We start from the raw sequence: 23,980 nt of genomic DNA, 5'->3' as shown, positions 1-23,980 counted from the left end.
AGGCTGAGGTTTTGCCATTAAACTACACCCGCAATATATAATGATTGGAATTGATTTGGTGCGGCCGAGAGGACTTGAACCTCCACGGGATTTCTCCCACTAGGCCCTCAACCTAGCGCGTCTGCCATTCCGCCACGACCGCTGGCAAAACGCAATAATCTATTGATTATCGAGAACAGTATTTATTGTAAATGATTTGTAATAAAAAGTCAATAACTTTTTAATATTATTTTAAACAAATTTACTATTTTTTAATGTTTACGTCATTCATTAATACAACGATAACTATAATACATACTTTTTAAACATAAGTCAATAGTTTTTATTAAAAAGTTTAAAAACCTACAACATTGTAGGTTTTTAAAGGACATTGTTATATTAGTAAAGTCTTATTGTTCATATTTAAATTTATTTATAAATACATCTTTAATTTCAATTTACTTCCACATTTACCACATCTCATTTTATCAGTATTAACTTTTCTAATTCTTAGATATGTAGTTTTACATTTACAACATTGATATATATAATTTGCTCTTTCTTCATAGCTTTGAATCGGCTGACAAAATCTTGGTGCTTGAACTTTATTGCTTAGCATTTTAAAGTCATGATCCTTATGTTGATAACCTTTTCCGGATAAATGTAAATGATAATGACATAGTTCATGCTTTATGATATTTATTAAAGCCTCTTTTCCAAAACGAGAAAATTGCTTCGGATTAATCTCAATATGGTGTGTAGATAATACATATCGTCCGCCTGTTGTTCGTAATCGAGAATTAAAATACGCTTTATGTTTAAAAGGTTGTTTAAAATACTCAAGTGAAGTTGTTTCTACTAACTTTTGAAGCATTTTATTATTCATTAGGATTAATCATAGTCAATGATACTTTTTCTTTATTTTTATCAATATTTAAAATCCAAACATCAACTATATCTCCTACACTAATAACATCCATAGGATTTTTAACATATTTCTTTGATAATTTTGAAATGTGAACTAAACCATCTTGTTTAACACCTATATCTACAAATGCTCCAAAATCTACTACATTTCTAACCGTTCCACTTAACTTCATACCTTTAGACAAGTCTTCGATTGATAATATGTCAGATTTTAACTGTGGTGTTTCATAGCTATCACGAGGATCACGATTTGGCGCTTTAAGAGATTTTATAATATCTTCTAGTGTTGGTTTGCCTATTCCAATTTCGTTTGATTTTTCTTCAATATTAATATCGCTAAGTGTTTGTTTAAGTTTATCTGAACCTAAATCATCAATTGATAGTTGTAAACTTTCTAAAAACTGATATGTCGCTTGATAACTTTCTGGATGAATAGATGTATTATCTAATGGTTCTTTACCATTAACTATTCTTAAAAATCCGATACTTTGTTCAAACGTTTTACTACCCAAACGTTTTACTTTGCTTATTTCGGAATGATGCTTTATAGATCCATTTTCTTCACGATAATCAATTATATTTTGAGCAATGGTACTTGATAATCCCGAAACATATTGAAGTAAAGATTTTGAAGCGGTATTTACATCTACACCTACTTGGTTAACTGCAGTTTCTACGACAAATGTGAGAGCTTGTTCAAGTTCTTTTTGGTTTACATCATGTTGATACTGTCCTACTCCAATAGATTTAGGATCAATTTTCACTAATTCACTAAGCGGATCTTGCACACGTCTACCAATAGACACTGCACTTCGTTCTTCAACTTGAAACTCTGGAAATTCATTTCTTGCTATTTCAGAAGCAGAATATACAGAAGCTCCTGCTTCATTTACGATAATAAATTGAGCATTTAGTTGATATTTTTTTATTACATTTGCTACAAATTGTTCCGTTTCACGACTTGCTGTACCATTACCAATTGCAATTAATTCAACATTATTTTCAGTTATCATTCTAACTAATTCTTTTTCTGCCAATTCTATTTTAGATTTTGGAGGATGAGGATATATAACACTTTTAGCAATAAATGTTCCAAAAGGATTAATAACAGCTAATTTACATCCAGTTCTAAATGCTGGATCGACACCTAAAATTTGTTTACCTTTCATAGGAGGCTGTAATAATAAATGTTTTAAATTTTCACTAAACACTTCTATAGCGTGATGCTCTGCTTTTTCAGTTAAATCATTTCGAATTTCTCTTTCAATTGAAGGCAAGATTAAACGTTTTAAACTGTCTTTAATTGCAGACTCAATATATTCAACTAGTTGATGAGCTTTTTTTACTTCTTGCGATTGTATAAATGTTTCTATTGAAGTAGTATCAAATTCAATTTTAATTGACAATACTTTTTCTTTTTCTCCACGATTCATTGCTAAAATTCGATGATTAACTATTCTTTTTATAGGCTCAGAATAATCATAGTACATACTAAATATCTCTTTTTCATCATTTGCTTGTTTTTTCTTTGTTGTCACAATCTTTCCTTGATAATAAACGTCTTTAAGTAAACGTTGTCGATACTTAGGATTATCCGAAATACGTTCAGCAATAATATCTTGAGCACCTTGAATTGCCTCATCAACTGTTTTAACTTCTTCACTTAAATATTTTCTAGCTTCTTCATTTACATTCATACTTTGTCCTTCTATTAAAAAGTGAGCTAATGGTGCTAATCCTTTTCGTTTTGCTTCAGTTGCTCTAGTTTTCTTTTTTTGTTTAAAAGGACGATATAAATCTTCTACACGTTGTAATTTTGTTTGTTGAAGAATGTCTTGCTTTAATTCATCAGTAAGTAAACCTTGTTGTTCAATATTATGTATAACTTCTTCTTTACGTTTTTGAAGATGCGCTACATATTGATATTCATCAGATATTTGTTTAATTTGAACCTCATCTAAACCACCAGTTGCTTCTTTTCGATATCTGGCAATAAAAGGTACTGTGTTATTTTCCTCTAATAGATTTAATACAGCTATGACTTGTTTTTCTAAAAATTGATATTTTTTTACAATATCATTAATTAATGTCTTTTCCATGTTATAACCACTCTTTGTATATAAATTCTCTTTAATTTTAACATATCTTTATTTTTACATTACATTTTTAACAATAAAAGGAGCGCCATAGAATTCAATATGAACTCATTGGTCGCTCCTCAATTTCATTGCTTAGCAGCTTGTTGTAATTTTCGTATTGCAGTTCGTTGTAATCTAGATACATGCATTTGACTAAGTCCAATACGTTCACCAGTTTCCTTTTGACTTAATCCTTCAATGAAAGTACATTGAATAATTTCTCTTTCTCTATCAGATAAGATTGGTAAAATACGTTCAAGAATCATTCGTTTTTCAGTAAGGTCGTAATTATCATCTTGTTGACCCATAATATCTAACAATGTAACTGTAGATCCATCCTTATCTGCTTCAATTGAATGATCTACGCTAAGTGCGTTATAGCTTTGACCCATTTCCATGGCTTCTAATACTTCTTCTTCATTTACTTCTAAACGGTTCGCAATTTCTAAAATTGAAGGAGAACGTCCGAGTTCATTCGTAAGTTCATCGCCCACTTTTTTTATTCTTGGACCAATTTCTTTAATTCTTCTAGGAACATGAACGCTCCATGTCTTATCTCGTAAATATCTTTTAATCTCACCAATAACAGTTGGCACTAAGAATGCTTCAAATTTGCGATCGAAAGATATATCAAATCTGTTAATAGCACCTATTAAACCAACCATACCCACTTGAACTAAATCTTCATGATGTGATTGTCCTTTTGAATACTTATATGCTAATGATTCAATTAGTTTGCGATAATGTTTAACTAATTTATCTTGCGCATGAGGATTTATATTGTCTTGGTGTTCTTTAATCCATTGGTTAATTTGTTCAGGTGATATCTCATTAACTGATTTCGACTCTTTCGTCATTATTTGGCACCTGCTCTTTTTTTATATACTTAATCATACTAATTGTTACACCAGACTCTTTTGAAACTTTTACTTCATCCATTAATGATTCAATCAAAAATAGCCCTAGCCCACCTTCACGTAAGAAATCGATATTTTCGTTTTCTTGGTAAGGCCCTAATTTTGATTTTGTAGATTCGTAGTCAAAACTTTCACCTTGATCTGAAATAATAATCTTAATTTTGTCATCAAATAATTCAAAACAAATATTAATCATACCATTTTGTTCACTATGTTTATACGCATGTTTGACAGCATTAGTAACCGCTTCACTTACTGCAATTTTTGAATCTTCAATATCATCGTATGAAGCACCTGCTCTTGTAAATACTCCTGATAAGGTAAGGCGAATTAAACTTACATATTCTGCTGAGGCAGGTAACTTCATTTCAATATAATCATTTTTGAGTGACAAATTACTCTACCTCCGTTCCTTCATTAACGTGCATTAAATCTTTTAAACCAGTAATATCAAATAATCTACTAATTCTATCTGTGACACCTAAAATATATAATTCTTTATCATTTTGATTTAGAGCCTTTAATGTTCCTACAAATAAGCCTAAACCCGTTGAATCCATATAACTTACATTTGCTAAGTTCACGTGAATATCATGATTTCCTTCTTGGCGCATAGGCACAAGTACTTCTTCTAACTCGGGTACTGTATATACGTCTAACTCTCCACCAACAATAACTTCATAATAATCATCATGGGTTATCGTTTCTATATTAAGATTCATTTACTTACACTCCTAATCTTTTTCGATATGTATACTATAGCAACTATACCCATTATTATTATAATATAATCAAAAAATTAAATAATTAATTCACTCTTTTTATTACTAAAATTGTCATGTCATCTCTTTTTTGCGTATTTTGTATTTTTAAAATGGCTTCATATAAGATTTGAACAATATCTTGGGGATGCATATGCTTATATTTTCTAATTAAATTAAGAACAGTATCTTTTGCAATAAACTCCCCCTTTTTATTTCTAGCTTCTGTTACACCATCAGTAAAAATAATAATTAAATCATCTAAATATATTGGAATTTCTTGTTGACTATATCGCGTATGTTGACTTACACCAAGTACTCTTCCTCGAACTTCAATTTCTTCAAATGTTTCAGTTTCAGCTCTATAAATGTATCCTGGTTCATGACCTGCTGAACTACAATATAATAAGTGATTCATTTCTTCATATAGTCCATAAAACATCGTGACGAACATATTTTGATTAACATTTTTTTCTACCACACGATTGAGTCGTTTTAAACCATCACTTGGTAATTGTGAATGACCATAGGAATCCATTCCAAATTTAATCATACTCATTGCTAATGCTGCTGGAATCCCTTTCCCTATAACATCTGCTACAGCAAAACTCATCGTACCATCTCTATGATCAATTAAATTAAAATAGTCTCCACTTACTTTTTGAGCAGCTACTGAAATAACACCTATTTGTATACTATCAAACTGTGGAATGTCTGTTTTTAACATCGTTTGTTGAAGTCTAGAGGCTAAGTCAATTTCTTTATCGTGGAATTGCATTTTATCAACTAAATTTTGATAATCTCTATAGCTATATCCAAAGCCTTTTACTACTTCTTCTAATACATCTAATGTATCTAAGATTTGAGATGTTTTTAAATTTAAAGAAGCAATATACGTTTTATGTAAATCAACAACATCTTCTGGTAGAATATCCTTTTTGATTACTTCTTCAGTGAATTCATCGCACTTCTTTAAAAATTGTTCTTTATTTTTAGTAACCAAGCTCTCATCTATAAGTTGCTTATAGTTTTTTTTAAATTCTTCCACGAATTTTGCCTCCTTACTTCATAGCTGATTAAAATATGTTTAAATATTGTCTGACACAATACAACATTTTAAATTTATTCATTAATATCAAATGTATATTATTCTAAAATAACTCTTCTACTTAAAAAGGGAGCAAGACAGTATTCATTTTGTGAATATGCTGTCTTACCCCCGCAAGGTTAATTGAAATTGAAAACTTGAGTTAAATATTTTCAATTCAGTTAACTACTGCGATATCTCTAAATAGTCATAAACTTACTCAATACTATCATTGAATTCAACTGAATTTAGTCTAATTAAAACTTTTCAAAAGTACAATTGATTTATTTCAAAAGTTTATTTCATATTTTTTGGATTATACATATAAAATACTAATTTTTTTGAGGACGAACATCGTGTAAACCTAAACTGATATCCAATGCATCGTCAACTTCTTTCATTTTATCTTCTGATAAATATGTAAGTTTCTCTTTCAATCTTTTTTTATCTAATGTTCGTATTTGTTCTAAAAGAATGACTGAATCTTTATCTAAACGATATTTTTTCTTTTCTATTTCTACATGTGTTGGTATTTTCGCTTTATTAATCCTACCAGTAATCGCAGCAACGATTACTGTAGGACTATATTTATTACCAGTATCATTTTGAATGATAACTACAGGTCTTACTCCCCCTTGTTCAGACCCTTGAACTGGTGATAAATCAGCTAAATATACATCGCCTCTTCTAATCATTCACTTTTATAATTAGATGTAAGATATGATTCGTTACAATCACAAGCTTCACATTCTAATGGAAATGCTTCTGTTGCTAGGGAGAGGTTTAAATCGGCCATTTGGACATAGCCCTCTTTTAATGATTGTTCAAGACTATGGCTTCTATTCTGATTAAAAGTTAACATACTATGAACCTCCAATTGATACAAACAAGACATTATAAACTTTAATTTAGTTTTATAATAACAAATTTTGTAACAAGTGACTATACTAATTTAATAATTCATTTGTAACTTCAAATTTTTTATTTAAATAATATATTCTTGGAAGTCTGCGTCCTAAATTACATAAAACTTCATAATTAATTGTATTTTGTTTTACAGCTAATGCCTCTACTGCTTGTGAAGAATTTAAATTGTTATCTATTAAAATAACCTCATCTCCTTCTTTCACATCATCTGGTACACTAATAATCATTTGATCCATGCATACTCTTCCAATGATTTCACATTGCTGTTGATTGACATTTACGGCAAATCCTTGCATAGATCTTAAGAAACCATCTGCATATCCAATTGGTAAAACCGCTATTTTCATTTTTTCAGTTGCAGTGAATGTACTTCCATAACTTACAGAGTCTCCAGGATTTAAATATTTAGTTTGAACAACTTGAGTTATTAATTTAGCACTTGGTTTTAATTGAACATCAACTTCATTTCTAACATATTCAGAAGGATAATAACCATATAGTGAAATTCCAAGTCTTAACGCATTGCATAATTTACAATTTGCTAATAAAGCGCCCGCTGAGTTTTGAGCATGTATATATTTTGGTCGCTCTGCTTTTGTTACCAACTCTTCAAAAAATGCATATTGCTGTTTCATTGAATCACCAGGTTCATCTGCATTGGCAAAGTGAGTAAAAACGCCGTCAAAAATAAGATTTGGATGTTCTTTAATAAGATTAATGACTAACTGATACTCTTCAAGCGTTTTAATCCCTAGTCTTCCCATTCCTGTATCTAATTTCACGTGAAGATATACATGATCTGAGTTATCTTCTATATAATGAATCGCTCGTTCTAACCAAAACTGTGAAGGCACAGTTAAGGTAATGTCATATTGAATCGCTTTATTTATATCTTTCGGTGATATCGCACCTAAAACTAATAGTTTAGCATTTATATTATGTAAGCGTAATTCAATGGCTTCATCTAAAGTAGCAACTGCAAAAAATTGAGCCCCATTATTTTCTAAAATTTCTGCTATTTTTACACTTCCTAATCCATATCCATTCGCTTTAATTACAGGAATCACCAACTTATCACTTTGAAGTGTTTTAAAAATATTATAATTGTATAGAATGGCATCAAGATCTACATTTAAATATGTCGGTCTATAAGCAACATCTGACATATGAAGTCCTCCTTATTTAAACTTATAAAAAATTGATATGATTTACTTTTCTAATATTACTTCACTCATTGCGTAATGTTGTGTATGCGTAATCGAGACATGAACAATAAAACCAGGATATTCGATGCAAGGTTTCCCCTTTTCATCGTTATAACAATCAATATCATTAAATGCTACCGTTTTTCCTAACCCTGTTCCTAATGCTTTACTAAATGCTTCTTTAGTTGCAAATCGTCCTGCTAAAAATTCTAATTTTCTTTTATCATTTTTAAAAGAGTTAAATTTTTGCTGTTCTTGCTCTGTTAGTATTCTATGTATTAATTTATCACTTTGTTTAATATACACGTCTTTTATTCGGTCAATTTCAATTAAATCAATACCAATACCATGTATCATATCCACACCTCACTTAATTATCCTTTATCATTCATATAGTTCGTGTTTTCTATTTTGAATCATTTGTTTTAAATAAATCGCTTCTTTTTTTGCAATTAGTTCTATATTGCATTCTCCACCTGCAGTAGATAAATGAAGATGTGCTAATTTATATTTTCTCATTATGAATCCTTCTATGACTTCTATATTTTGTATTCTATAAAACGGTATCATATCTGTTTCAACAGTTATGATACCTTTTCTAATATGAATCTCGTTTTCATCATAGTAATAACTGAAATAATGATATCTCAGAAGCGGAATAACAATAATAAATAGTATGATATAAAGCAATATAATGACTATAGAAATAATGATATTAATTGAAAGTTTTGATATATGAGTAAAATAAACATCTATCATATTGAGTAGAAATAAAAAAACAGTAATAATTATAAGCCCTATCAATGATGTGATTCTCATCACCTTTAGACCACTCGTGTTCATAAAACTATGTTCATTCAATCTTAGACCCTCCTAAATAGGTCTCAATATTTAATTGAACCTGTTTTTCAGAAGCATATTTAAGCTTAATATCTTCATTTACCGCACCCTTAGCTATAATAAAATGTAAATGTGCTAAATGGCTCTTTTCTAACAATGGATTTTGATTAACATTCATACCAATAATTTTATCCTTTTTAAAATAATAAGAATTAATATGCATGATACTTACTTGACGAAGTGCAATTTCATTTTTTCTATTGCATAATCCAGAAACAGATATATACACATACGCATGAATTGCCATAAAGATAATCATAATTATCGCTATCATATAACTCCATATACTCCAATAGTAAGCACCTATAGTTGCACCAAGAATTAATATGATACTAGGTATAAAAAAATGTCGATGATATCCTCGTTTTGGTACATTTTCAGTAATAGAGTTAAATTGCATTTCAGGAATTAATTTTCTAATAATAGAATATGCCTCTTTTTTATTAATAAATGGAAGAATCATAATTTTTCCATTTTCACTTACATCTTCATTAGATTTAACTTCTAAATCACTTGTAATAATAAAGTATATAGAGGTATATCCAAATAACTTTCTAATAAATGACTGTTTTTCTATAACTGCTTGTAATCGTTCAGTAGGCACTGTGATATTTTTTACATTTAGTAATCCATAAGTAATTTTCAACTCATTATCACGTTGTGTGATTGTATAGTTATAATAACGGAGAAAAACAATTAGAGTACCTATAACATAACAAAATATAAGTACAGTCAATATAATAATAGTCACTAAAAACGTCACTGACTGTATCCATTGAAAAAGACGAGACGTCCATTTTTCCCACGGGATAACATCTTCAAATGCACCTATAATAGGGGAAATAGTGGCGAATGCTACACCTATCACGCCACTGGTCAATGACATAAAAATCAACAGTTTATTAGACATTTTAAAAATTACTTTATTATTACTATTATCTTCAGATATTAATTCTTGTTCGCTATTATTGGGCTTATGATTAGTCTCTATTTCTTGACTATCTAACTGAAGTTGTCTTTTTTTAATTGTACGTTCAATCAATTCACTTTGTTGTTTCGAAATCGTTTCAAGTTCAATACCATCACTCGGCGTTTTAATTTGTAGTCGTACTCCACCTACTAATTGATTAATCAGTCCTTGTGTGGTATCTAAGGATTGAATTCGATTCAAATTTAATTCTTTGCGTTTTTTATTTAACCATCCAGATGTGACTATAAATTGATCATTTTCTATCCAATAACGCGTTAGACGTACTTTTTGAAATTGATTAATCATAGAAAAAAGAATAATCAATAAAAAGATACCTGGTCCAATATAATGTCTGATATTTGTAAAATCAAAATTCCATATATTAAATCCAATAAACACGATAATGACAAAAATGTTTTGCTTTATAACATTTATTAGACCCGTGAAATAAGAAATCGGATGTAGTTTTTGAGGTTTAAATATCATCATTACTACCTCGCATTTGTGATAAGATATGTAATATTAATCGTTCTGCTTCTTTATTAGAAACAACAGGTGTTGTGAGTTCATGACCTGCAGTTACAACAATGATTCTCTTAAGATTAAACTGTTTCAATAACGGATTTGTTTTAACCTTTAAAAGTTGTAACCTTTCAATTTTTGTTGTTTTGTACCTTTTAAAAATAAAAGTATTTAAAATTTCTATGTTCTTATTTTCTATATTATAAAATCTATAAGAGTATCTATTGATAGGTTGGAGAATAAAACGAATAAGAGAACAAATAGTTAACACAAGTAGAATATAAAAAATAAAATGTGGCCAGTGAAATGCTTTCCAACAACACAACCCACCACCCAAAATAATGAGCTCTATTAGTAACGTGACTCCACTTACTAACCAATGATATAAAAATGCGGATTTAGGACTTTTATGAAAAGAGTGATGTAATTGCACAATAAACTCCTTAACAATTTTTTTATATTATATCATACTATTTTTTAAAAATAATATGATAGATATTAATGTAAAAACCAAAACTGAATACTATCTATTTAAATACGATCAATTATCCTCTTTTTCTTTAAAATAATATTAGTATAAGCATTTATAAATTTAATAGGTAACTTATAATCAAAAAGAGCTTGAGACATATGTTTATACCTCAAGCTCAATCAAGCAAATTTATTCTTATCTATAACAACTATTTTTGTAAATCAGCAAACGTACGACCTTTGATAGATGTTTTTCTTTTATCTTGTCTATCTCGACGATCTTGTTTTTTACCTTTTTTCTTGTTGAAATTACCTTTTGATCGTTTATTTTTGTTATCAAATTTATTATTTCGTTTACCACCACGTCTTGATTGATTACCTTTATTATTACGACTCTTTCTTGCAAGTGGCTTTTCGAAAGTTAATTGAACTTCAACTTCATCGTTTGCTTCGACAAGTTCTTGTAATAATGAAGCTACTAATTCAGTACTATCATATTCTTCTAATAATTCACTAGAAATACGTTTTAAACGATCTTCACTCTCACGTGACATCCAGTTTTTAACTTTGTCTTTAATATCTTCTTCACGTGCTTTAAGCACTTCTTTACGATGAGGTGGTCTTAAAGCTTTCATTCTTCTGTCATTTACTTCTTCAATTTGACGAATGTAATCCATTTCAATTGGGTTAACAAACGTAACAGCAATACCTTCTTTACCTGCACGACCTGTACGTCCAATTCTATGTGTATAACTTTCAGTATCTTGAGGTATATCAAAATTATATACGTGACTTACACCTGAAATATCAAGACCACGTGCTGCAACGTCTGTGGCAACTAATATATCAATTTGATCGTTTTTGAATTTTTTAAGTACTTCTAAACGTTTGGCTTGTGTAATGTCTCCATGTAATCCTTCTGCTTTGTAACCCTTAGTAAGCAATGCACTTGTTAACTCATCCACACGACGTTTAGTTCTACCAAATACAATAGCTAACTCAGGTTGATGTACATCTAAGAAATTAGTAAATGTATCAAACTTTTCTAACTCTTTAACAATTGTATAGTATTCGTCGATTTGAGGATCAGACATTTCATTGTTTATTGTTTTAACAATTTGTGGTGACTTCATAAATTGTTGTACTAATGTCTGAATAGCTTTAGGCATTGTCGCTGAAAATAACATTGTTTGTCGTTGTTCAGCAGGGATTTTATCCATAATAAATCTCATATCATCAATGAAGCCCATGTTCATCATTTCGTCCGCTTCATCTAAAATTAAAGTATGAATATCATTCGTTTTTAATGTACGACGATTTAAATGATCGATAACACGTCCTGGTGTTCCTACTACAATTTGAGGCCCACGTTTTAACGCTTTAATTTGTCTATCAATTGGCATACCACCAAAGACAGTAACAACTTGAATATTTTGTCCACGACTGAATTCGCGTAATTGTTCAGCAACTTGCATTGCTAATTCTCTTGTAGGTGCTAAAATTAAAGCTTGAACGCCTGATTTTCCAACAACTTTTTCTATTAAAGGGATACCAAAAGCTCCTGTTTTACCCGTACCTGTCTGAGCTTGACCAAGGATATCTTTTCCTTCTAATGTATAAGGGATACTTTCTTTTTGGATCGGTGTTGGTTCTTTAAAACCCATTTCTTCTAGGGTTTTTACCGTTTTATCCGAAATCCCTAATTCTTTAAAATTTTGCAATATAATTCTCCTTTTAATTCTTTTATTTATCAATATACGTTTTTGTATATAAGGTCTTCTTATTACGTCAACTTCTATATAGTACCACCTAAAAATAGTTATAGCAATAAAGCAATTTTCATATCTACAGCAAATAACATTTTTAAGTAGAGTATTGGTTCTATTAAAATAATAAAAAGAAGTTGCTTTGAAACCTTTCATTTCTAAGCAACTCTTAATTATTATTAATAATTAAATTAAAGCATTTACTACTTCTTCAAGTTTATTACCACGTGACCCTTTAATTAACACTTTGTCATCAGGTTGTAAAATAGACTTTAAATAATGAGTCAGTTCATTTTTATCTGAAAAATAAGCTACATCTTCCACAAACTGGCCACCTGTACGACTTATAAACTTAGCATCATTACCGTAAGTAAGTAACGTATGAATACCTTTATTGTCCAAATAAGCACCTACATCTTCATGCATACGTTGACTATTTTCACCTAATTCTAAAGAATCAGCGAGTACAATGATTTTACGTCCATTCATATTACTTAACGTATCAATAGCAGCTTTCATACTTGTTGGACTTGCATTGTAAGCATCATTAATAACCGTAATTTGATTATTAGTAACATGTCGTTCCATACGCATACCTGTGAGTTGTACATTACTTATATTCTTTTGAATTGTGTCGTAATCTAAACCAAGTTCATGTCCAATTGCAATAGCGATAGTAGCATTTTTCATGTTGTGAATACCTAAAATTGGTAATTCATAATGTTCCTTGTTATTTATCGTAAATGCTATACCATCATTTTTACTATTTTCCACTTTACATACTAATGTATTGTCATGATTTAAACCAACACTAACAAGTTTAGCATCTTTCACATTTTCAACATGCGGTTTTAGAAGTGGTTCATCTCCATCATATATAAATGTGCCATCAGATTTAAGACCAATAGTAATTTCAGATTTGGCTTTAGCAATACCTTCTCTAGAACCTAAATCTTGCATGTGAGATTCACCAATATTTGTGATAACCGCAATATCAGGTTCCGCAATTTTAGATAACAATTCAATTTCATGGAATCCTGACATACCCATTTCCAAAATAGAAATTTCTGTGTCTTTGTCTAATTGAAGAATGGTTAAAGGTAAACCAATTTCATTGTTATAGTTACCTTGTGTTTTTTTGACTCTAAATTCGGTATGTAACACACTTTCAATCATATCTTTTGTTGTGGTTTTACCATTAGAGCCGGTCACTCCAATTACTTTTGGATTAACATGCTTTAAGTACGCTTTAGCTAATTGTTGTAAAGCAGTTAATGTATCATCTACCCATATAATAGGTCCTTGAATTGAATCGCTAATATCCTGTCCTTTTTCATAAAATGAAGCACCAGCACCATCTTTTAGTGCTTGTTCTACAAAACGATGACCGTCTACATTTTCACCTTTAAATGGAACAAATAACATCTCTTTTTCTACATGACGAGAATCGATAGTGACTCCTTTAATTTGATGTTCTAAATATGCTTCATCAATATCGCAAGATATCCATTTTTGAATTTGTTTTAAAGAAACTTCAATCATACTTAGGCTCCTCGCTTAATCGATAGTATATTTATTTTTCTTTTTATCTTCGTAACGTTCTTTAGCTAAATCAATTAGTTTAGTGATTAAATCAGAGTATGATAATCCCATATTTTCCCATAAACTTGGATACATGCTAAATGCTGTAAAACCAGGCATCGCATTTGTTTCATTAATGTAGATTTGATTATCTTCCGTCACAAAGAAATCGGCACGTACTAATCCAGAACAATCTGTAGCTTTAAATGCTTCTAATGCCATATTACGTAACGTCATTTGAACCTCTTCATCTAAATCTGCTGGAATTTGTAAACTGATTTTACCGTCTTTATATTTTGACTTATAGTCATAAAATTGAACATCTTTAATTACTTCTCCAGGCCATGTTGTTTCAGGATAATCATTACCTAAAACTGCGACTTCCACTTCACGTGCAATAATACCTTGTTCAATCACTAACTTACGATCAAATTGAAATGCTTCTTCAATCCCTTTTTTAAGTTCATCTTCATTATTACATTTACTAATACCCACACTAGATCCAAGGTTAGCAGGTTTTACAAATACTGGGTATGTTAATTTATCATTAACGAGTTTAATAATATTACCTTCATATTTTTCATATTCACTTCTTAAAAAACTAATATAAGGTAGTTGTGGTAAACCGCGATGTTCAAACAATTGTTTCATTACTAATTTATCCATCGAACTTGATGCAGCTAATACACCATTTCCTACATATGGTAAATCTAGCACTTCAAATAAACCTTGAATGGTACCATCTTCACCATTTGGTCCATGTAATAATGGGAAAATAGCATCATATTTACTTCCTTCCCCATTTTCTTTTAAAAGTAATGTAATTTCTCCAGGACTTATGTCTTCTAAATGTAATTCTTCAACAGTTTTAATATTTTTTGTAATATTTTCTTTTTTCTTCCATTGACCATCATTTGTAATATATATAATATCTACAAGATACTTGTCTTTATTAATCGCATTTAATACATTTTGTGCTGTTAAAATTGATACATCATGCTCAGCACTTTTACCACCATATACGATACAAATATTTTCTTTTACCATGTTTTATATCCTCCATCGAGAAAAATAATGACAAAAGCCATTTATAAATTGAAGTTTAATTACGCTTTTGTTTCTCTCATCATAATTATAATACTATAATGTATTAAGTTTAAATTGTTAATTATACTTTTCATTAACGATATGTAATTTAAATTATTCTTTCTAAATGTCCATATTATCACAGTATCAGTGTTTTTTGCATTTACCAATAAATAAAAATATGTATATTTCTTAAAGAATAGTCCATTCATGTTAATTGTTATTTTTTAGATTAAACTGCTTCGACTTTATATCATCTTCTATATTTTGTAGCATAATCATATAAAGTCATGTAAAATCTATATATACTATTCCATAGAATTTAAGGAGTTTTTTATGAAATATTCATCCCGTCAACAGCCTACAACACATTGGCTTCGAAAAATTGACTGGATACTTATAGCATTAATAATGATTTTAGCCATCATTAGTGTGACTACAATCAGTTCTGCTATGAGTGGCGGCCAATATAGTGCCAATTTTGGTATTCGTCAAATTATCTATTATATTTTAGGAGCAATACTAGCACTTATTGTGATGATTTTTTCTCCCAAAAAAATAAAAAATAATACATATATATGGTATATCTTCTTTTGTATCTTACTACTAGGTTTATTAATCATTCCTGAAACACCTATTACGCCTATTATTAATGGCGCTAAAAGTTGGTATGCTTTTGGTCCAATTAGTATTCAACCTTCAGAATTTATGAAGATTATTTTGATACTTGCATTGGCTAAAATCGTTTCTAATCATAATCGATTTACATTTAATAAATCTTTTCGTACTGATTTAATCTTATTTTTTAAAATCATTGGCATATCCCTAGTACCTATGATATTAATTTTACTTCAAAATGATTTAGGAACTACATTGGTTCTATGTGCCATTATTGTTGGAGTCATGCTAGTGAGTAGTATTACATGGCGCATTCTTGCTCCTATCTTTATTACTGTAGCCGTATTAGGAAGTAGCATTATTTTAGCCATTATATATAAACCCTCTCTGATTGAGAAAACGTTACATATCAAAATGTACCAAATGGGTCGAATCAATTCATGGTTAAATCCTTATGCTTATAGTAATGGAGATGGCTACCATTTAACGGAATCGTTAAAAGCTGTAGGATCCGGTCAATTATTTGGTAAAGGTTATAATCACGGAGAAGTATACATTCCAGAAAACCATACCGATTTTATTTTTTCTGTCATTGGAGAAGAAATTGGATTTATTGGAGCAGTGATATTACTTCTTATATTCCTAGCTTTAATTTTCCATCTTATCCGTTTAGCCATAAAAACAACTTCATCATTTAATAAGGTATTTTTAATTGGTTATATTTCTTTACTCGTCTTCCATATTTTGCAAAATATTGGTATGACAATCCAACTTTTACCTATTACAGGTATACCACTACCGTTTATTAGTTATGGTGGTAGCGCATTATGGAGTTTAATGCTAGGTATTGGTGTTATACTTTCTATTTATTACCATCAAAAGCCAGCGTCCAAAGATGCTTAGTAATAAATATATTTTAATTCAGTTAATAACATGAAAATAGTATAAAAGAGAATGAGACAAAACTCATTTTGACATTATCGTTCCACTTCGATAATGTATCTCCAACATATAAAAAAGTCTGAGACAACTAATAATGTCTCAGACTTTTTTCAATCACATATTATTTAAGTTCTTGAGTAACGGTTTTTGTGGTAGGCAAAGTATTAATAATGTCGAAACGAGATTTTGTTTTTTTGATATTGACGCCTAAAGATGATAATAATTTGACTACATTTTGTAACTTATCTGATTTGTTCATGGTATCTCACCTCGTTTTTTGACCTTCACTGATATACTACCCTAATTAGTCATGCTTTACTACCATATTTGAAAATTATTTTAAATTATTTAAGTTACACTAAAGCTTTTTATTATGAAAGTACTTTAAATCCAGCGTCATAAATTTCTTTTTCAATACTATTTAAATTAGTAGGTGTTTCATATTCAACATTAACCATATTTCTTTCTATATCGATTGATACCGTATGTACTCCAATCATATTTAACAAACGTTCATTTAACATTTGTGCTTGTTCCTTTGTTTCAATGTTATCTATAAATACAATATTACGGTTTAACATATTACAATCTCCTAACTAATCTTTCACTAGTTTTTGAAATGTCACTAGTAGTTCTTCCATTGCTTCTTCTTCAGTACCTTGATTTATTTTTTCCATAATACAACTTTTCATGTGATGTTCTAGTAACTTAGTAGCAACACTATTAAGTGCTGAACGTGTTGCTCTTATCTGAGTTAATACATCATCACAGTAGACGTCTTCATCAATCATTCTATTAATTGCTTTAACTTGTCCTTCTATTCGATTTAATCGAGATTTTAAATTTAATTTAACTTGCTCAGAATGATGGGCATGATTTTGATTTTCCAACTAATTCACCCTTTCAATAGCTTCTATATCATCGTATAATCTCCTCTTTATTACGTCAATTATACATTTTTATTTTAAAAATTAATCATACCATTTATTATAGTGCATGGTACAATATTTGTTAGTACATTAATTTTAAACGATTTAGGAGGTTCAATTAATATGGTAGAGATCGTGCAATTATCTTTCTCATATTCTTCTTTAATTATTAACATCATATTAATCACTGCCTTTATATTAAACTTGATTTTCGCATTTATCATTATCTTCATGGAACGTCGTAGTGCAGGTTCAATTTGGGCGTGGCTTTTAGTTCTTGTATTTCTACCGATAGTAGGATTTATTTTATATCTATTATTAGGGCGTCAAATACAACGCAAACATATTTTTAAATTAAAAAAAGAAGATCGTAAAGGTTTAGCTATGATCGTTGATGAGCAATTAAATGCGCTTGAAAAAGATGATTTTTCTAAAGGTAATCATCAAATTGTTAAGTTTAAAGAAATGGTGCACATGTTACTCTATAATAATGCTGCATTCTTAACTACTGATAACAGTATAAAAATCTTTACAGATGGTCATGCTAAATTTGACGCATTAATTGAAGATATTCAGAATGCTAAAGATTATATACATATTCAATACTATATTTTCAAAAGTGATGGTCTTGGACGTCGTATTTTAAAGGCACTCGAAGACAGACTTGAAGATGGTATAGAAGTTAAAATGTTATATGATGATATGGGTTCAAGAACATTACGCAAGAAAGATTTGAAACAGTTTAAAGACAAAGGTGGACACGCAGAAGCCTTCTTCCCTTCCAAATTGCCCTTAATCAATTTAAGAATGAATAACCGTAATCATAGAAAAATTGTAATTATAGATGGCAAGATTGGCTATGTTGGGGGTTTTAATGTTGGTGATGAATACCTTGGTAAAGATAAAAAATTTGGTTATTGGAGAGATACTCATTTAAGACTTGAAGGTGATTCTGTCAATGCATTAGAATTAAGATTCATCTTAGATTGGAATTCACAATCAACACGTGACAATATCAGATATGAAGATAGATATTTTCCTGATGTAGATTCAGGCGGCGAGATTGGTGTTCAAATCGCTTCAAGTGGTCCTGATGAAGACTGGGAACAAATTAAATATGGCTATTTAAAAATGATTATGTCAGCAAAACATTCTATTTATATTCAATCACCTTATTTTATTCCTGATCAAGCTTTTATTGATGCCATAAAAATTGCCGCTTTAGGTGGAGTTGAAGTTAATTTAATGATTCCTTGTAAACCCGATCATCCTTTTGTTTATTGGGCTACATTAAAAAATGCCGCTTCTTTATTAGACGCAGGTGTTAAAATTTATCAATATAATAATGGATTTCTACATTCAAAAACACTCATTGTCGATGATGAAATCGCTACTGTAGGTACAGCAAATATGGATAATCGTAGTTTTACATTAAATTTCGAAGTGAATGCGTTCATTTATGACGAAGATATTTCTCTTCAACTTAAAAAAGCATTTATTAAAGATATGAAGGTCTCATATGAGTTGACTAAAGAATTATATAATCAACGTAGTACTTGGATTAAGTTTAAAGAAGGCATATCTCAATTATTATCACCAATTCTTTAAACTCATTCAATACATGTTTTTAAAGGAGTAGTTTATGAATCAAGCAGAACAAATATTATTAGCTAAAGAATATATGTACCAATTTCATAAAAATGATTACTCTGGACATGATATTGCACATATTGAACGTGTCACATTATTAGCTAAATATATTGCCAAACAAGAACATCAAGGCGATTTTCTTACAATAGTATTGTCAGCTCTATTGCATGACGTCATAGATGATAAATTGACTGATAAACACCATGCTTTAAGCGAATTACATCAATTTTTTAAAAAAATAGAATTGGATGATACTGTTCAAAAGAATATTATTTTTATTATCAAACATTTGAGTTATCGAAATGGTAGAAATAACGATGTTACACTTCCAATCGAAGGACAAATCGTTAGAGATGCTGATCGCTTAGATGCAATTGGTGCTATAGGTATCGCAAGAACGTTTCAATTTTCTGGACATTTCAATGAGCCAATGTGGACAGAATCTCCCTATCACTCAATTCCTTCAGAAAAAGATATGGTTGATTTACCTCCTTCTGCTATTAGACACTTCTATGATAAGTTATTAAAATTAAAAAAATTAATGCACACACAAACAGGATCTCAACTAGCTGAAGAACGTCATCAATTTATGAAACTATTTTTATCTCAATTTTATAGCGAGTGGCACTTAGAAGAATAAAAAAAGTAGGAAAAGATAGATGATCTTTTCCTACTTTTTTATCGTATTATACTTATATTATTTTTTCTTCTTATTATTTTTAGAAACGACTTGCGTATTTTTACCTTTTTTATTTGAATTATTTTCTTTATGTGCCTCAACCATAGGTCCAATTTCTTGTTTTGCAACTTTTTCATAATGTTTATTTGCAAAGAATGTTTGAATAATTAAGAATGCCGCACTGACAGACCAATATAAACCTAGTGCCGAAGCTGAACTTAATGAAATCCAAATAATCATAATAGGTGAAACGATCATCATCATATAAGTCATTTGACGTTGTTCTTCAGGTATTTGTTTACTTGACACCCATGCTTGGATAAAGTATAACACACCGGCAATAATAGTAATCCAAATATCAGGATGTACTAAATTAAACCATAAGAAATGTGGATGTTCTGTAATACCGCCACCAATACGATAACGCAATACGAAATATAATCCCATAACGATAGGCATTTGAATTAAAACAGGTAAACAACCTAAAGCACTCTTCATAGGATTGATGTCATATTTTTTATAAACTTCCATCATTTCCTGATTAGCTGCCATTTTTTCTTCTTGAGTACGTGCACGTTTCACTTTTTCTTGTACACCTTCTACTTCAGGTTTAGCAATTTTCATTTTTTCACGCATCATATGACTATTTTTATAGTTTGATAGCATGAAAGGCAATAAGATAATACGAATAACTAATACTAAAACGATGATTGCAATACCATAATCATCATGAAAAACAGAATGGCCTAACCAATGTAGAATTTTAGCCATTGGTTCAACGAATGTATTGTAGAAAAATCCATTTCTATTACTAGATTTGGAATAGTCACATCCAGCTAAAAAGACCATTACCCCTAATAACAAAGGTAGTAGCACTTTCTTCTTCATTTTTACACCTCTATTGATATATTCACATAGAAATAATTTTATCATAGATAGGGTGTACTAGAAAACAAAAACTGAAAAAAAAGAGATATTTATTTGAAATAGTGCTTTAATTTATTAACAGTCTTGTCAATATTTTGACTATGTGTAATGACCGAAATAACTGACACACCATCAGCGCCTTCTTTAGCTATAGGCTCACAATTATCTTCAGTAATACCACCTATAGCAACCATAGGTAAGCTTGGATTAATATTTTTTAATGTTGCAATCATTTCAGGGCCTACAGGGGCACTTGCATCAGATTTTGAAGATGTCTTATACATTGGACCTACGCCTATATAATCTACGTGTTCTAAATCTGATTGTTGATATTCCTTTACGTTTCCTACACTTAATCCTATAATTTTATTTTTAAAACGATTAGCAAAAGAAGCAATTATTTCGTCATCTTGACCTACATGTATACCATCTGCATCAATCTTTTCAGCTAAATCCACATCATCATTAATGAGAAAAGGTACTTTATACTCATGGCAAAGTGTTTTCAATTCCTTAGCTAAGGCTTCTTTTTCATCCCCTACTAAAGCATTTGGTCCTTTTTCACGAAATTGAAATAAAGTAATTCCTGATTCTAATGCTGCTTTTAAAACATCTTTAATGTTTTGATCACCGATGATGTCTTGTGTTCCACATATAAAATAAACTTGTAAACTTTTTGAATCAAACATATTTAAACCTCTTCACGTTTTACAAATTGTTTATAAGTATCATAGTTAAGTTGATACATTTCATCAAGTAATTGAGATAAGAATGTTCCAGGTCCATTAACCTTTTCACTTTTTTCAGCAATCTCTGCGGCGATATTATAATAACTTACTGATTCTTCTAATACTTGTAATGATGGATGTGTATTTCTAAATAAAAATCCAGCAACTAAACCGCCTAATAAACAACCAGCGCCTGTGATTTTTGCCAGTAATGGAGAACCATTTGATAGTTTGACAATTTGATTATCTTGAATAATAACATCTTCTCTACCTGTAATAACAATTGCTGTTTGATATTTTTCATAAGCTTTTTTAGCAATTGTCACTACATCTAAGTCTGTTTCCCCATCAGTGCCTTTCATTGTAGTATTTGAATCTACTAAAGTAAGAATTTCAGATGCATTTCCTTTAATCACAGAAACATTTATTTCAGAAAGAAAAGTTTCACAGAATTGTTTACGATATGTTGATGCGCCTACAGCAACTGGATCAAATACAATGGGTGTACCTTGTTGATTAGCAATTTTTCCAATTTCTAAAATATCTTTCTCATTTGCTTTAGTTAATGTTCCAATATTTATAAGTAGTGCCCCTGCTACTTTATAGAACTCTTCTGCTTCTTCTGGAGCTTCACTCATTGCTGGACTTGCACCAATACTCAAGAGTCCATTCGCAGTGAAGTTTTTAACCACATCATTGGTATAACAGACTACTAGTGGATTCTCTTGTCTTATCTTTTCTAAACTATTCATCGTCTAAACCTACTTTCTTCATATAAGCAAAATGGTTTACCGGGCCGCATCCTTGACCGATTTCAGGTGTATGTTCAATACTTAATGAAATAAATTTTTTAGCTTTTTTTACAGCTTCATAAATTGTTTTACCTTTAGCTAGTTCGGCTGTGATAACAGCTGAAAATGTGCAACCTGTACCATGAGTATGTGGCGTATTAAATCGCTTCTCTTCAAAAGTATAGACATCATCTTTAGTAAATAAAAAGTCTTTAGCATTATTTAAATCAGCAGAATGACCGCCTTTAATTACTACACCTTTACTTCCTATTTCATTTATAAATATATGACCTGCTTTACGAATATTATCTTCAGTATCAATTTTCAAGCCAGTAATTTCTTCAGCTTCTGGAATGTTAGGAGTAACGACATCCGCTAATGGTAAGAGCGTTTTCTGAAGATGTTTTTTTGTTTCATCATCCATTAAGGAATCACCACTTTTTGCTAGCATAACTGGATCGATAACATAGGGAATATTGCTATGATTTTTTAAATACGTTTGAATCAGTTCCATCGTTTCATGTGTAGCAATCATTCCAGTCTTAATTGCGTGAGGTAATTCATCATCAAATACGCTATCTAATTGTTCTTTAACCCAACTAGTTTCTAGATTATGGATATGTTGAACTCCTTTAGTATTTTGAGCCACAATACTTGTAATAGCAGCCATTCCATATACGCCACAAGCATGGAATGATTTTAAATCTGCCATAACTCCTGCGCCACCAGAAGGGTCAGTACCAGCAATTGTTAACGCAATCTTAGGTTTATTCATGATTTGCTCCTCCAAAATCCCATTCTTCATCAATGTATGCCATATTAAAGAAGTGACGTTCATGTACAGTACTTTGTAAAAATGCTTCTTTAATTTCTCTTTTTTCCTGTTCGGTACAATGTTCTGTAAGTTCATTTAACAAACGGTCAAATACTTCAATTAAAGGTGCCATTTCAGTGCTATAAAAATCAAGCCACTTAGTAGTAAGTGCATCTCTATTAAGATTTGAATCTTCTAATCCCCATTTAGCAACCACTTCATATACGTAAGGACATGGTGCCATTGCAGCTATAGTGTATGCAGCATTTTCGTGTGTATAAGCATGATAATACATATGTTTAATGTAATGATCTCCACTAGGTGGCCACACTTTTTCTTTTACAATTTCTTCATAAGGTTCATTAATATAGTCCGCTAAAATTTCATGGGCTTCTACTTCGCCGTCTAACATAAATTCAATTTGCTCTACTAAGAATTTCACTTCTTTCATAGTAGGTGCTTTAGGAATAAGTAAAGCATATAAATTAGTAAATTCTTTTAAATAAGAAGCATCAGCACGTAAGTATTGGCGTACTGCTTGTTTTGATAATTTTCCCTTTAATAAATCTTGAATAAAACCATCATTATAAATCTCTTCAATAATTGGCTTTGACGCTTGCTTTAATTCATCTGAAAAACTCATTAACTATTCCTCCTTAAATAAA

Annotated in this window: 27 protein-coding genes and 1 tRNA gene; 3 read left to right on the top strand and 25 right to left on the bottom strand. The window is 30.2% G+C overall.

The genetic code is table 11. The features are described from left to right. Nucleotides 1–56 precede the first annotated feature (56 nt). The 17 genes from HMPREF2578_RS00385 to HMPREF2578_RS00305 all read right to left on the bottom strand — a co-directional run bounded on the left by HMPREF2578_RS00385 (nucleotide 57) and on the right by HMPREF2578_RS00305 (nucleotide 15,198). Nucleotides 57–142, bottom strand: a tRNA-Leu gene (locus HMPREF2578_RS00385). 270 nt (nucleotides 143–412) lie between these two features. After that, complete coding sequence (locus tag HMPREF2578_RS00380) at nucleotides 413–865, bottom strand: SprT family protein (protein ID WP_017174802.1); 453 nt, start codon at nucleotides 863–865, stop codon at nucleotides 413–415. Then, a complete protein-coding gene (locus HMPREF2578_RS00375; RefSeq protein ID WP_017174801.1) occupies nucleotides 858–3,005 on the bottom strand; it encodes a Tex family protein in 2,148 nt (715 codons plus the stop codon). Before HMPREF2578_RS00375 ends, HMPREF2578_RS00380 begins: the two co-directional genes overlap by 8 nt. Nucleotides 3,006–3,130: 125 nt before the next feature. Beyond that, on the bottom strand, nucleotides 3,131–3,901 hold the full coding sequence (sigB, locus tag HMPREF2578_RS00370) for an RNA polymerase sigma factor SigB (protein WP_017174800.1): 771 nt from the start codon (nucleotides 3,899–3,901) through the stop codon (nucleotides 3,131–3,133). Continuing rightward, a complete protein-coding gene (rsbW, locus tag HMPREF2578_RS00365; RefSeq protein WP_049335593.1) occupies nucleotides 3,876–4,328 on the bottom strand; it encodes an anti-sigma B factor RsbW in 453 nt (150 codons plus the stop codon). The genes sigB and rsbW overlap by 26 nt, the downstream gene beginning before the upstream one ends. A 28-nt stretch (nucleotides 4,329–4,356) precedes the next feature. Further along, complete coding sequence (locus HMPREF2578_RS00360; protein ID WP_002448686.1) at nucleotides 4,357–4,683, bottom strand: anti-sigma factor antagonist; 327 nt, start codon at nucleotides 4,681–4,683, stop codon at nucleotides 4,357–4,359. A gap of 85 nt (nucleotides 4,684–4,768) precedes the next feature. Then, entirely contained in the window at nucleotides 4,769–5,770 is a 1,002-nt protein-coding gene (locus tag HMPREF2578_RS00355; protein WP_017174799.1) for a SpoIIE family protein phosphatase, read from the bottom strand. A 371-nt stretch (nucleotides 5,771–6,141) separates the two neighbouring features. Next, complete coding sequence (locus tag HMPREF2578_RS00350; protein ID WP_017174798.1) at nucleotides 6,142–6,504, bottom strand: type II toxin-antitoxin system PemK/MazF family toxin; 363 nt, start codon at nucleotides 6,502–6,504, stop codon at nucleotides 6,142–6,144. After that, nucleotides 6,501–6,671 carry a type II toxin-antitoxin system antitoxin MazE gene (gene mazE, locus HMPREF2578_RS00345; protein WP_002448681.1) on the bottom strand — a complete coding sequence of 57 codons (171 nt, stop codon included), beginning with the start codon at nucleotides 6,669–6,671 and terminating at the stop codon, nucleotides 6,501–6,503. The genes HMPREF2578_RS00350 and mazE overlap by 4 nt, the downstream gene beginning before the upstream one ends. An 85-nt stretch (nucleotides 6,672–6,756) precedes the next feature. Beyond that, entirely contained in the window at nucleotides 6,757–7,902 is a 1,146-nt protein-coding gene (gene alr / locus HMPREF2578_RS00340; protein ID WP_017174797.1) for an alanine racemase, read from the bottom strand. Nucleotides 7,903–7,944: 42 nt separating this feature from the next. Next, nucleotides 7,945–8,298 carry a holo-ACP synthase gene (gene acpS, locus HMPREF2578_RS00335; RefSeq protein ID WP_017174796.1) on the bottom strand — a complete coding sequence of 118 codons (354 nt, stop codon included), beginning with the start codon at nucleotides 8,296–8,298 and terminating at the stop codon, nucleotides 7,945–7,947. Nucleotides 8,299–8,325: 27 nt separating this feature from the next. Then, entirely contained in the window at nucleotides 8,326–8,802 is a 477-nt protein-coding gene (locus tag HMPREF2578_RS00330; RefSeq protein ID WP_017174795.1) for a PH domain-containing protein, read from the bottom strand. Then, nucleotides 8,795–10,297, bottom strand: coding sequence for a PH domain-containing protein (locus HMPREF2578_RS00325; protein WP_017174794.1), 1,503 nt, complete (start codon nucleotides 10,295–10,297; stop codon nucleotides 8,795–8,797). The genes HMPREF2578_RS00330 and HMPREF2578_RS00325 overlap by 8 nt, the downstream gene beginning before the upstream one ends. Beyond that, nucleotides 10,287–10,604, bottom strand: coding sequence for a PH domain-containing protein (locus HMPREF2578_RS00320; RefSeq protein ID WP_231451769.1), 318 nt, complete (start codon nucleotides 10,602–10,604; stop codon nucleotides 10,287–10,289). The genes HMPREF2578_RS00325 and HMPREF2578_RS00320 overlap by 11 nt, the downstream gene beginning before the upstream one ends. 409 nt (nucleotides 10,605–11,013) lie before the next feature. Beyond that, nucleotides 11,014–12,525, bottom strand: coding sequence for a degradosome RNA helicase CshA (locus tag HMPREF2578_RS00315; RefSeq protein ID WP_017174792.1), 1,512 nt, complete (start codon nucleotides 12,523–12,525; stop codon nucleotides 11,014–11,016). Nucleotides 12,526–12,756: 231 nt separating this feature from the next. Continuing rightward, a complete protein-coding gene (murF, locus tag HMPREF2578_RS00310) occupies nucleotides 12,757–14,112 on the bottom strand; it encodes a UDP-N-acetylmuramoyl-tripeptide--D-alanyl-D-alanine ligase (protein ID WP_017174791.1) in 1,356 nt (451 codons plus the stop codon). 15 nt (nucleotides 14,113–14,127) lie between these two features. Continuing rightward, entirely contained in the window at nucleotides 14,128–15,198 is a 1,071-nt protein-coding gene (locus tag HMPREF2578_RS00305; RefSeq protein WP_017174790.1) for a D-alanine--D-alanine ligase, read from the bottom strand. Between the two features lie 375 nt (nucleotides 15,199–15,573). On the opposite strand from HMPREF2578_RS00305, the gene HMPREF2578_RS00300 reads away from it, so the two are divergent. Then, nucleotides 15,574–16,758, top strand: a complete 1,185-nt coding sequence (locus tag HMPREF2578_RS00300; protein ID WP_017174789.1) for an FtsW/RodA/SpoVE family cell cycle protein — start codon at nucleotides 15,574–15,576, stop codon at nucleotides 16,756–16,758. Nucleotides 16,759–16,918: 160 nt separating this feature from the next. Here the strand turns inward: HMPREF2578_RS00300 and HMPREF2578_RS10940 are convergent, their stop codons facing one another. From HMPREF2578_RS10940 to csoR, 3 genes are all read right to left on the bottom strand, one after another. Further along, a complete protein-coding gene (locus tag HMPREF2578_RS10940) occupies nucleotides 16,919–17,056 on the bottom strand; it encodes an Lmo0850 family protein (RefSeq protein WP_002437525.1) in 138 nt (45 codons plus the stop codon). Nucleotides 17,057–17,168: 112 nt separating this feature from the next. Further along, entirely contained in the window at nucleotides 17,169–17,378 is a 210-nt protein-coding gene (locus tag HMPREF2578_RS00295; protein WP_017174788.1) for a putative copper chaperone CsoZ, read from the bottom strand. Nucleotides 17,379–17,393: 15 nt separating this feature from the next. Then, nucleotides 17,394–17,687, bottom strand: coding sequence for a copper-sensing transcriptional repressor CsoR (gene csoR, locus HMPREF2578_RS00290; protein ID WP_002437530.1), 294 nt, complete (start codon nucleotides 17,685–17,687; stop codon nucleotides 17,394–17,396). 162 nt (nucleotides 17,688–17,849) lie between these two features. Between csoR and cls the strand changes: the two genes are divergently transcribed. Both cls and HMPREF2578_RS00280 read left to right on the top strand, forming a co-directional pair. Beyond that, nucleotides 17,850–19,334 carry a cardiolipin synthase gene (cls, locus tag HMPREF2578_RS00285; protein ID WP_017174787.1) on the top strand — a complete coding sequence of 495 codons (1,485 nt, stop codon included), beginning with the start codon at nucleotides 17,850–17,852 and terminating at the stop codon, nucleotides 19,332–19,334. Between the two features lie 34 nt (nucleotides 19,335–19,368). After that, complete coding sequence (locus HMPREF2578_RS00280; protein ID WP_017174786.1) at nucleotides 19,369–20,016, top strand: HD domain-containing protein; 648 nt, start codon at nucleotides 19,369–19,371, stop codon at nucleotides 20,014–20,016. Between the two features lie 57 nt (nucleotides 20,017–20,073). On the opposite strand, the gene yidC is transcribed toward HMPREF2578_RS00280, so the two are convergent. The 5 genes from yidC to tenA all read right to left on the bottom strand — a co-directional run bounded on the left by yidC (nucleotide 20,074) and on the right by tenA (nucleotide 23,958). Then, on the bottom strand, nucleotides 20,074–20,943 hold the full coding sequence (gene yidC / locus HMPREF2578_RS00275) for a membrane protein insertase YidC (protein ID WP_017175145.1): 870 nt from the start codon (nucleotides 20,941–20,943) through the stop codon (nucleotides 20,074–20,076). Nucleotides 20,944–21,032: 89 nt separating this feature from the next. Next, complete coding sequence (gene thiE / locus HMPREF2578_RS00270) at nucleotides 21,033–21,671, bottom strand: thiamine phosphate synthase (RefSeq protein WP_017175144.1); 639 nt, start codon at nucleotides 21,669–21,671, stop codon at nucleotides 21,033–21,035. Between the two features lie 2 nt (nucleotides 21,672–21,673). Beyond that, on the bottom strand, nucleotides 21,674–22,462 hold the full coding sequence (gene thiM / locus HMPREF2578_RS00265; protein WP_017175143.1) for a hydroxyethylthiazole kinase: 789 nt from the start codon (nucleotides 22,460–22,462) through the stop codon (nucleotides 21,674–21,676). Beyond that, nucleotides 22,455–23,276: a bifunctional hydroxymethylpyrimidine kinase/phosphomethylpyrimidine kinase gene (thiD, locus tag HMPREF2578_RS00260; RefSeq protein WP_070508187.1), complete on the bottom strand. Its 822-nt coding sequence runs from the start codon at nucleotides 23,274–23,276 to the stop codon at nucleotides 22,455–22,457. Before thiD ends, thiM begins: the two co-directional genes overlap by 8 nt. Beyond that, nucleotides 23,269–23,958 carry a thiaminase II gene (tenA, locus tag HMPREF2578_RS00255; RefSeq protein ID WP_070508186.1) on the bottom strand — a complete coding sequence of 230 codons (690 nt, stop codon included), beginning with the start codon at nucleotides 23,956–23,958 and terminating at the stop codon, nucleotides 23,269–23,271. Before tenA ends, thiD begins: the two co-directional genes overlap by 8 nt. Nucleotides 23,959–23,980 lie beyond the last annotated feature (22 nt).

Origin of the sequence: Staphylococcus sp. HMSC072H03 (assembly GCF_001809305.1) — a bacterium.
GTDB classification, from domain to species: domain Bacteria; phylum Bacillota; class Bacilli; order Staphylococcales; family Staphylococcaceae; genus Staphylococcus; species Staphylococcus hominis.
This window is presented reverse-complemented; position numbering and strand designations above follow the sequence as displayed.

What these genes read in the sequence shown, in the direction of transcription:
- HMPREF2578_RS00380 (WP_017174802.1), bottom strand. Translation starts at nt 865, where the DNA reads ATGAATAATAAAATGCTTCAAAAGTTAGTAGAAACAACTTCACTTGAG.
- HMPREF2578_RS00375 (WP_017174801.1), bottom strand. Translation starts at nt 3,005, where the DNA reads ATGGAAAAGACATTAATTAATGATATTGTAAAAAAATATCAATTTTTA.
- sigB (WP_017174800.1), bottom strand. Translation starts at nt 3,901, where the DNA reads ATGACGAAAGAGTCGAAATCAGTTAATGAGATATCACCTGAACAAATT.
- rsbW (WP_049335593.1), bottom strand. Translation starts at nt 4,328, where the DNA reads ATGAAGTTACCTGCCTCAGCAGAATATGTAAGTTTAATTCGCCTTACC.
- HMPREF2578_RS00360 (WP_002448686.1), bottom strand. Translation starts at nt 4,683, where the DNA reads ATGAATCTTAATATAGAAACGATAACCCATGATGATTATTATGAAGTT.
- HMPREF2578_RS00350 (WP_017174798.1), bottom strand. Translation starts at nt 6,504, where the DNA reads ATGATTAGAAGAGGCGATGTATATTTAGCTGATTTATCACCAGTTCAA.
- mazE (WP_002448681.1), bottom strand. Translation starts at nt 6,671, where the DNA reads ATGTTAACTTTTAATCAGAATAGAAGCCATAGTCTTGAACAATCATTA.
- alr (WP_017174797.1), bottom strand. Translation starts at nt 7,902, where the DNA reads ATGTCAGATGTTGCTTATAGACCGACATATTTAAATGTAGATCTTGAT.
- acpS (WP_017174796.1), bottom strand. Translation starts at nt 8,298, where the DNA reads ATGATACATGGTATTGGTATTGATTTAATTGAAATTGACCGAATAAAA.
- HMPREF2578_RS00325 (WP_017174794.1), bottom strand. Translation starts at nt 10,297, where the DNA reads ATGATATTTAAACCTCAAAAACTACATCCGATTTCTTATTTCACGGGT.
- murF (WP_017174791.1), bottom strand. Translation starts at nt 14,112, where the DNA reads ATGATTGAAGTTTCTTTAAAACAAATTCAAAAATGGATATCTTGCGAT.
- HMPREF2578_RS00305 (WP_017174790.1), bottom strand. Translation starts at nt 15,198, where the DNA reads ATGGTAAAAGAAAATATTTGTATCGTATATGGTGGTAAAAGTGCTGAG.
- HMPREF2578_RS00300 (WP_017174789.1), top strand. Translation starts at nt 15,574, where the DNA reads ATGAAATATTCATCCCGTCAACAGCCTACAACACATTGGCTTCGAAAA.
- HMPREF2578_RS10940 (WP_002437525.1), bottom strand. Translation starts at nt 17,056, where the DNA reads ATGAACAAATCAGATAAGTTACAAAATGTAGTCAAATTATTATCATCT.
- HMPREF2578_RS00295 (WP_017174788.1), bottom strand. Translation starts at nt 17,378, where the DNA reads ATGTTAAACCGTAATATTGTATTTATAGATAACATTGAAACAAAGGAA.
- cls (WP_017174787.1), top strand. Translation starts at nt 17,850, where the DNA reads ATGGTAGAGATCGTGCAATTATCTTTCTCATATTCTTCTTTAATTATT.
- HMPREF2578_RS00280 (WP_017174786.1), top strand. Translation starts at nt 19,369, where the DNA reads ATGAATCAAGCAGAACAAATATTATTAGCTAAAGAATATATGTACCAA.
- yidC (WP_017175145.1), bottom strand. Translation starts at nt 20,943, where the DNA reads ATGAAGAAGAAAGTGCTACTACCTTTGTTATTAGGGGTAATGGTCTTT.
- thiE (WP_017175144.1), bottom strand. Translation starts at nt 21,671, where the DNA reads ATGTTTGATTCAAAAAGTTTACAAGTTTATTTTATATGTGGAACACAA.
- thiM (WP_017175143.1), bottom strand. Translation starts at nt 22,462, where the DNA reads ATGAATAGTTTAGAAAAGATAAGACAAGAGAATCCACTAGTAGTCTGT.
- thiD (WP_070508187.1), bottom strand. Translation starts at nt 23,276, where the DNA reads ATGAATAAACCTAAGATTGCGTTAACAATTGCTGGTACTGACCCTTCT.
- tenA (WP_070508186.1), bottom strand. Translation starts at nt 23,958, where the DNA reads ATGAGTTTTTCAGATGAATTAAAGCAAGCGTCAAAGCCAATTATTGAA.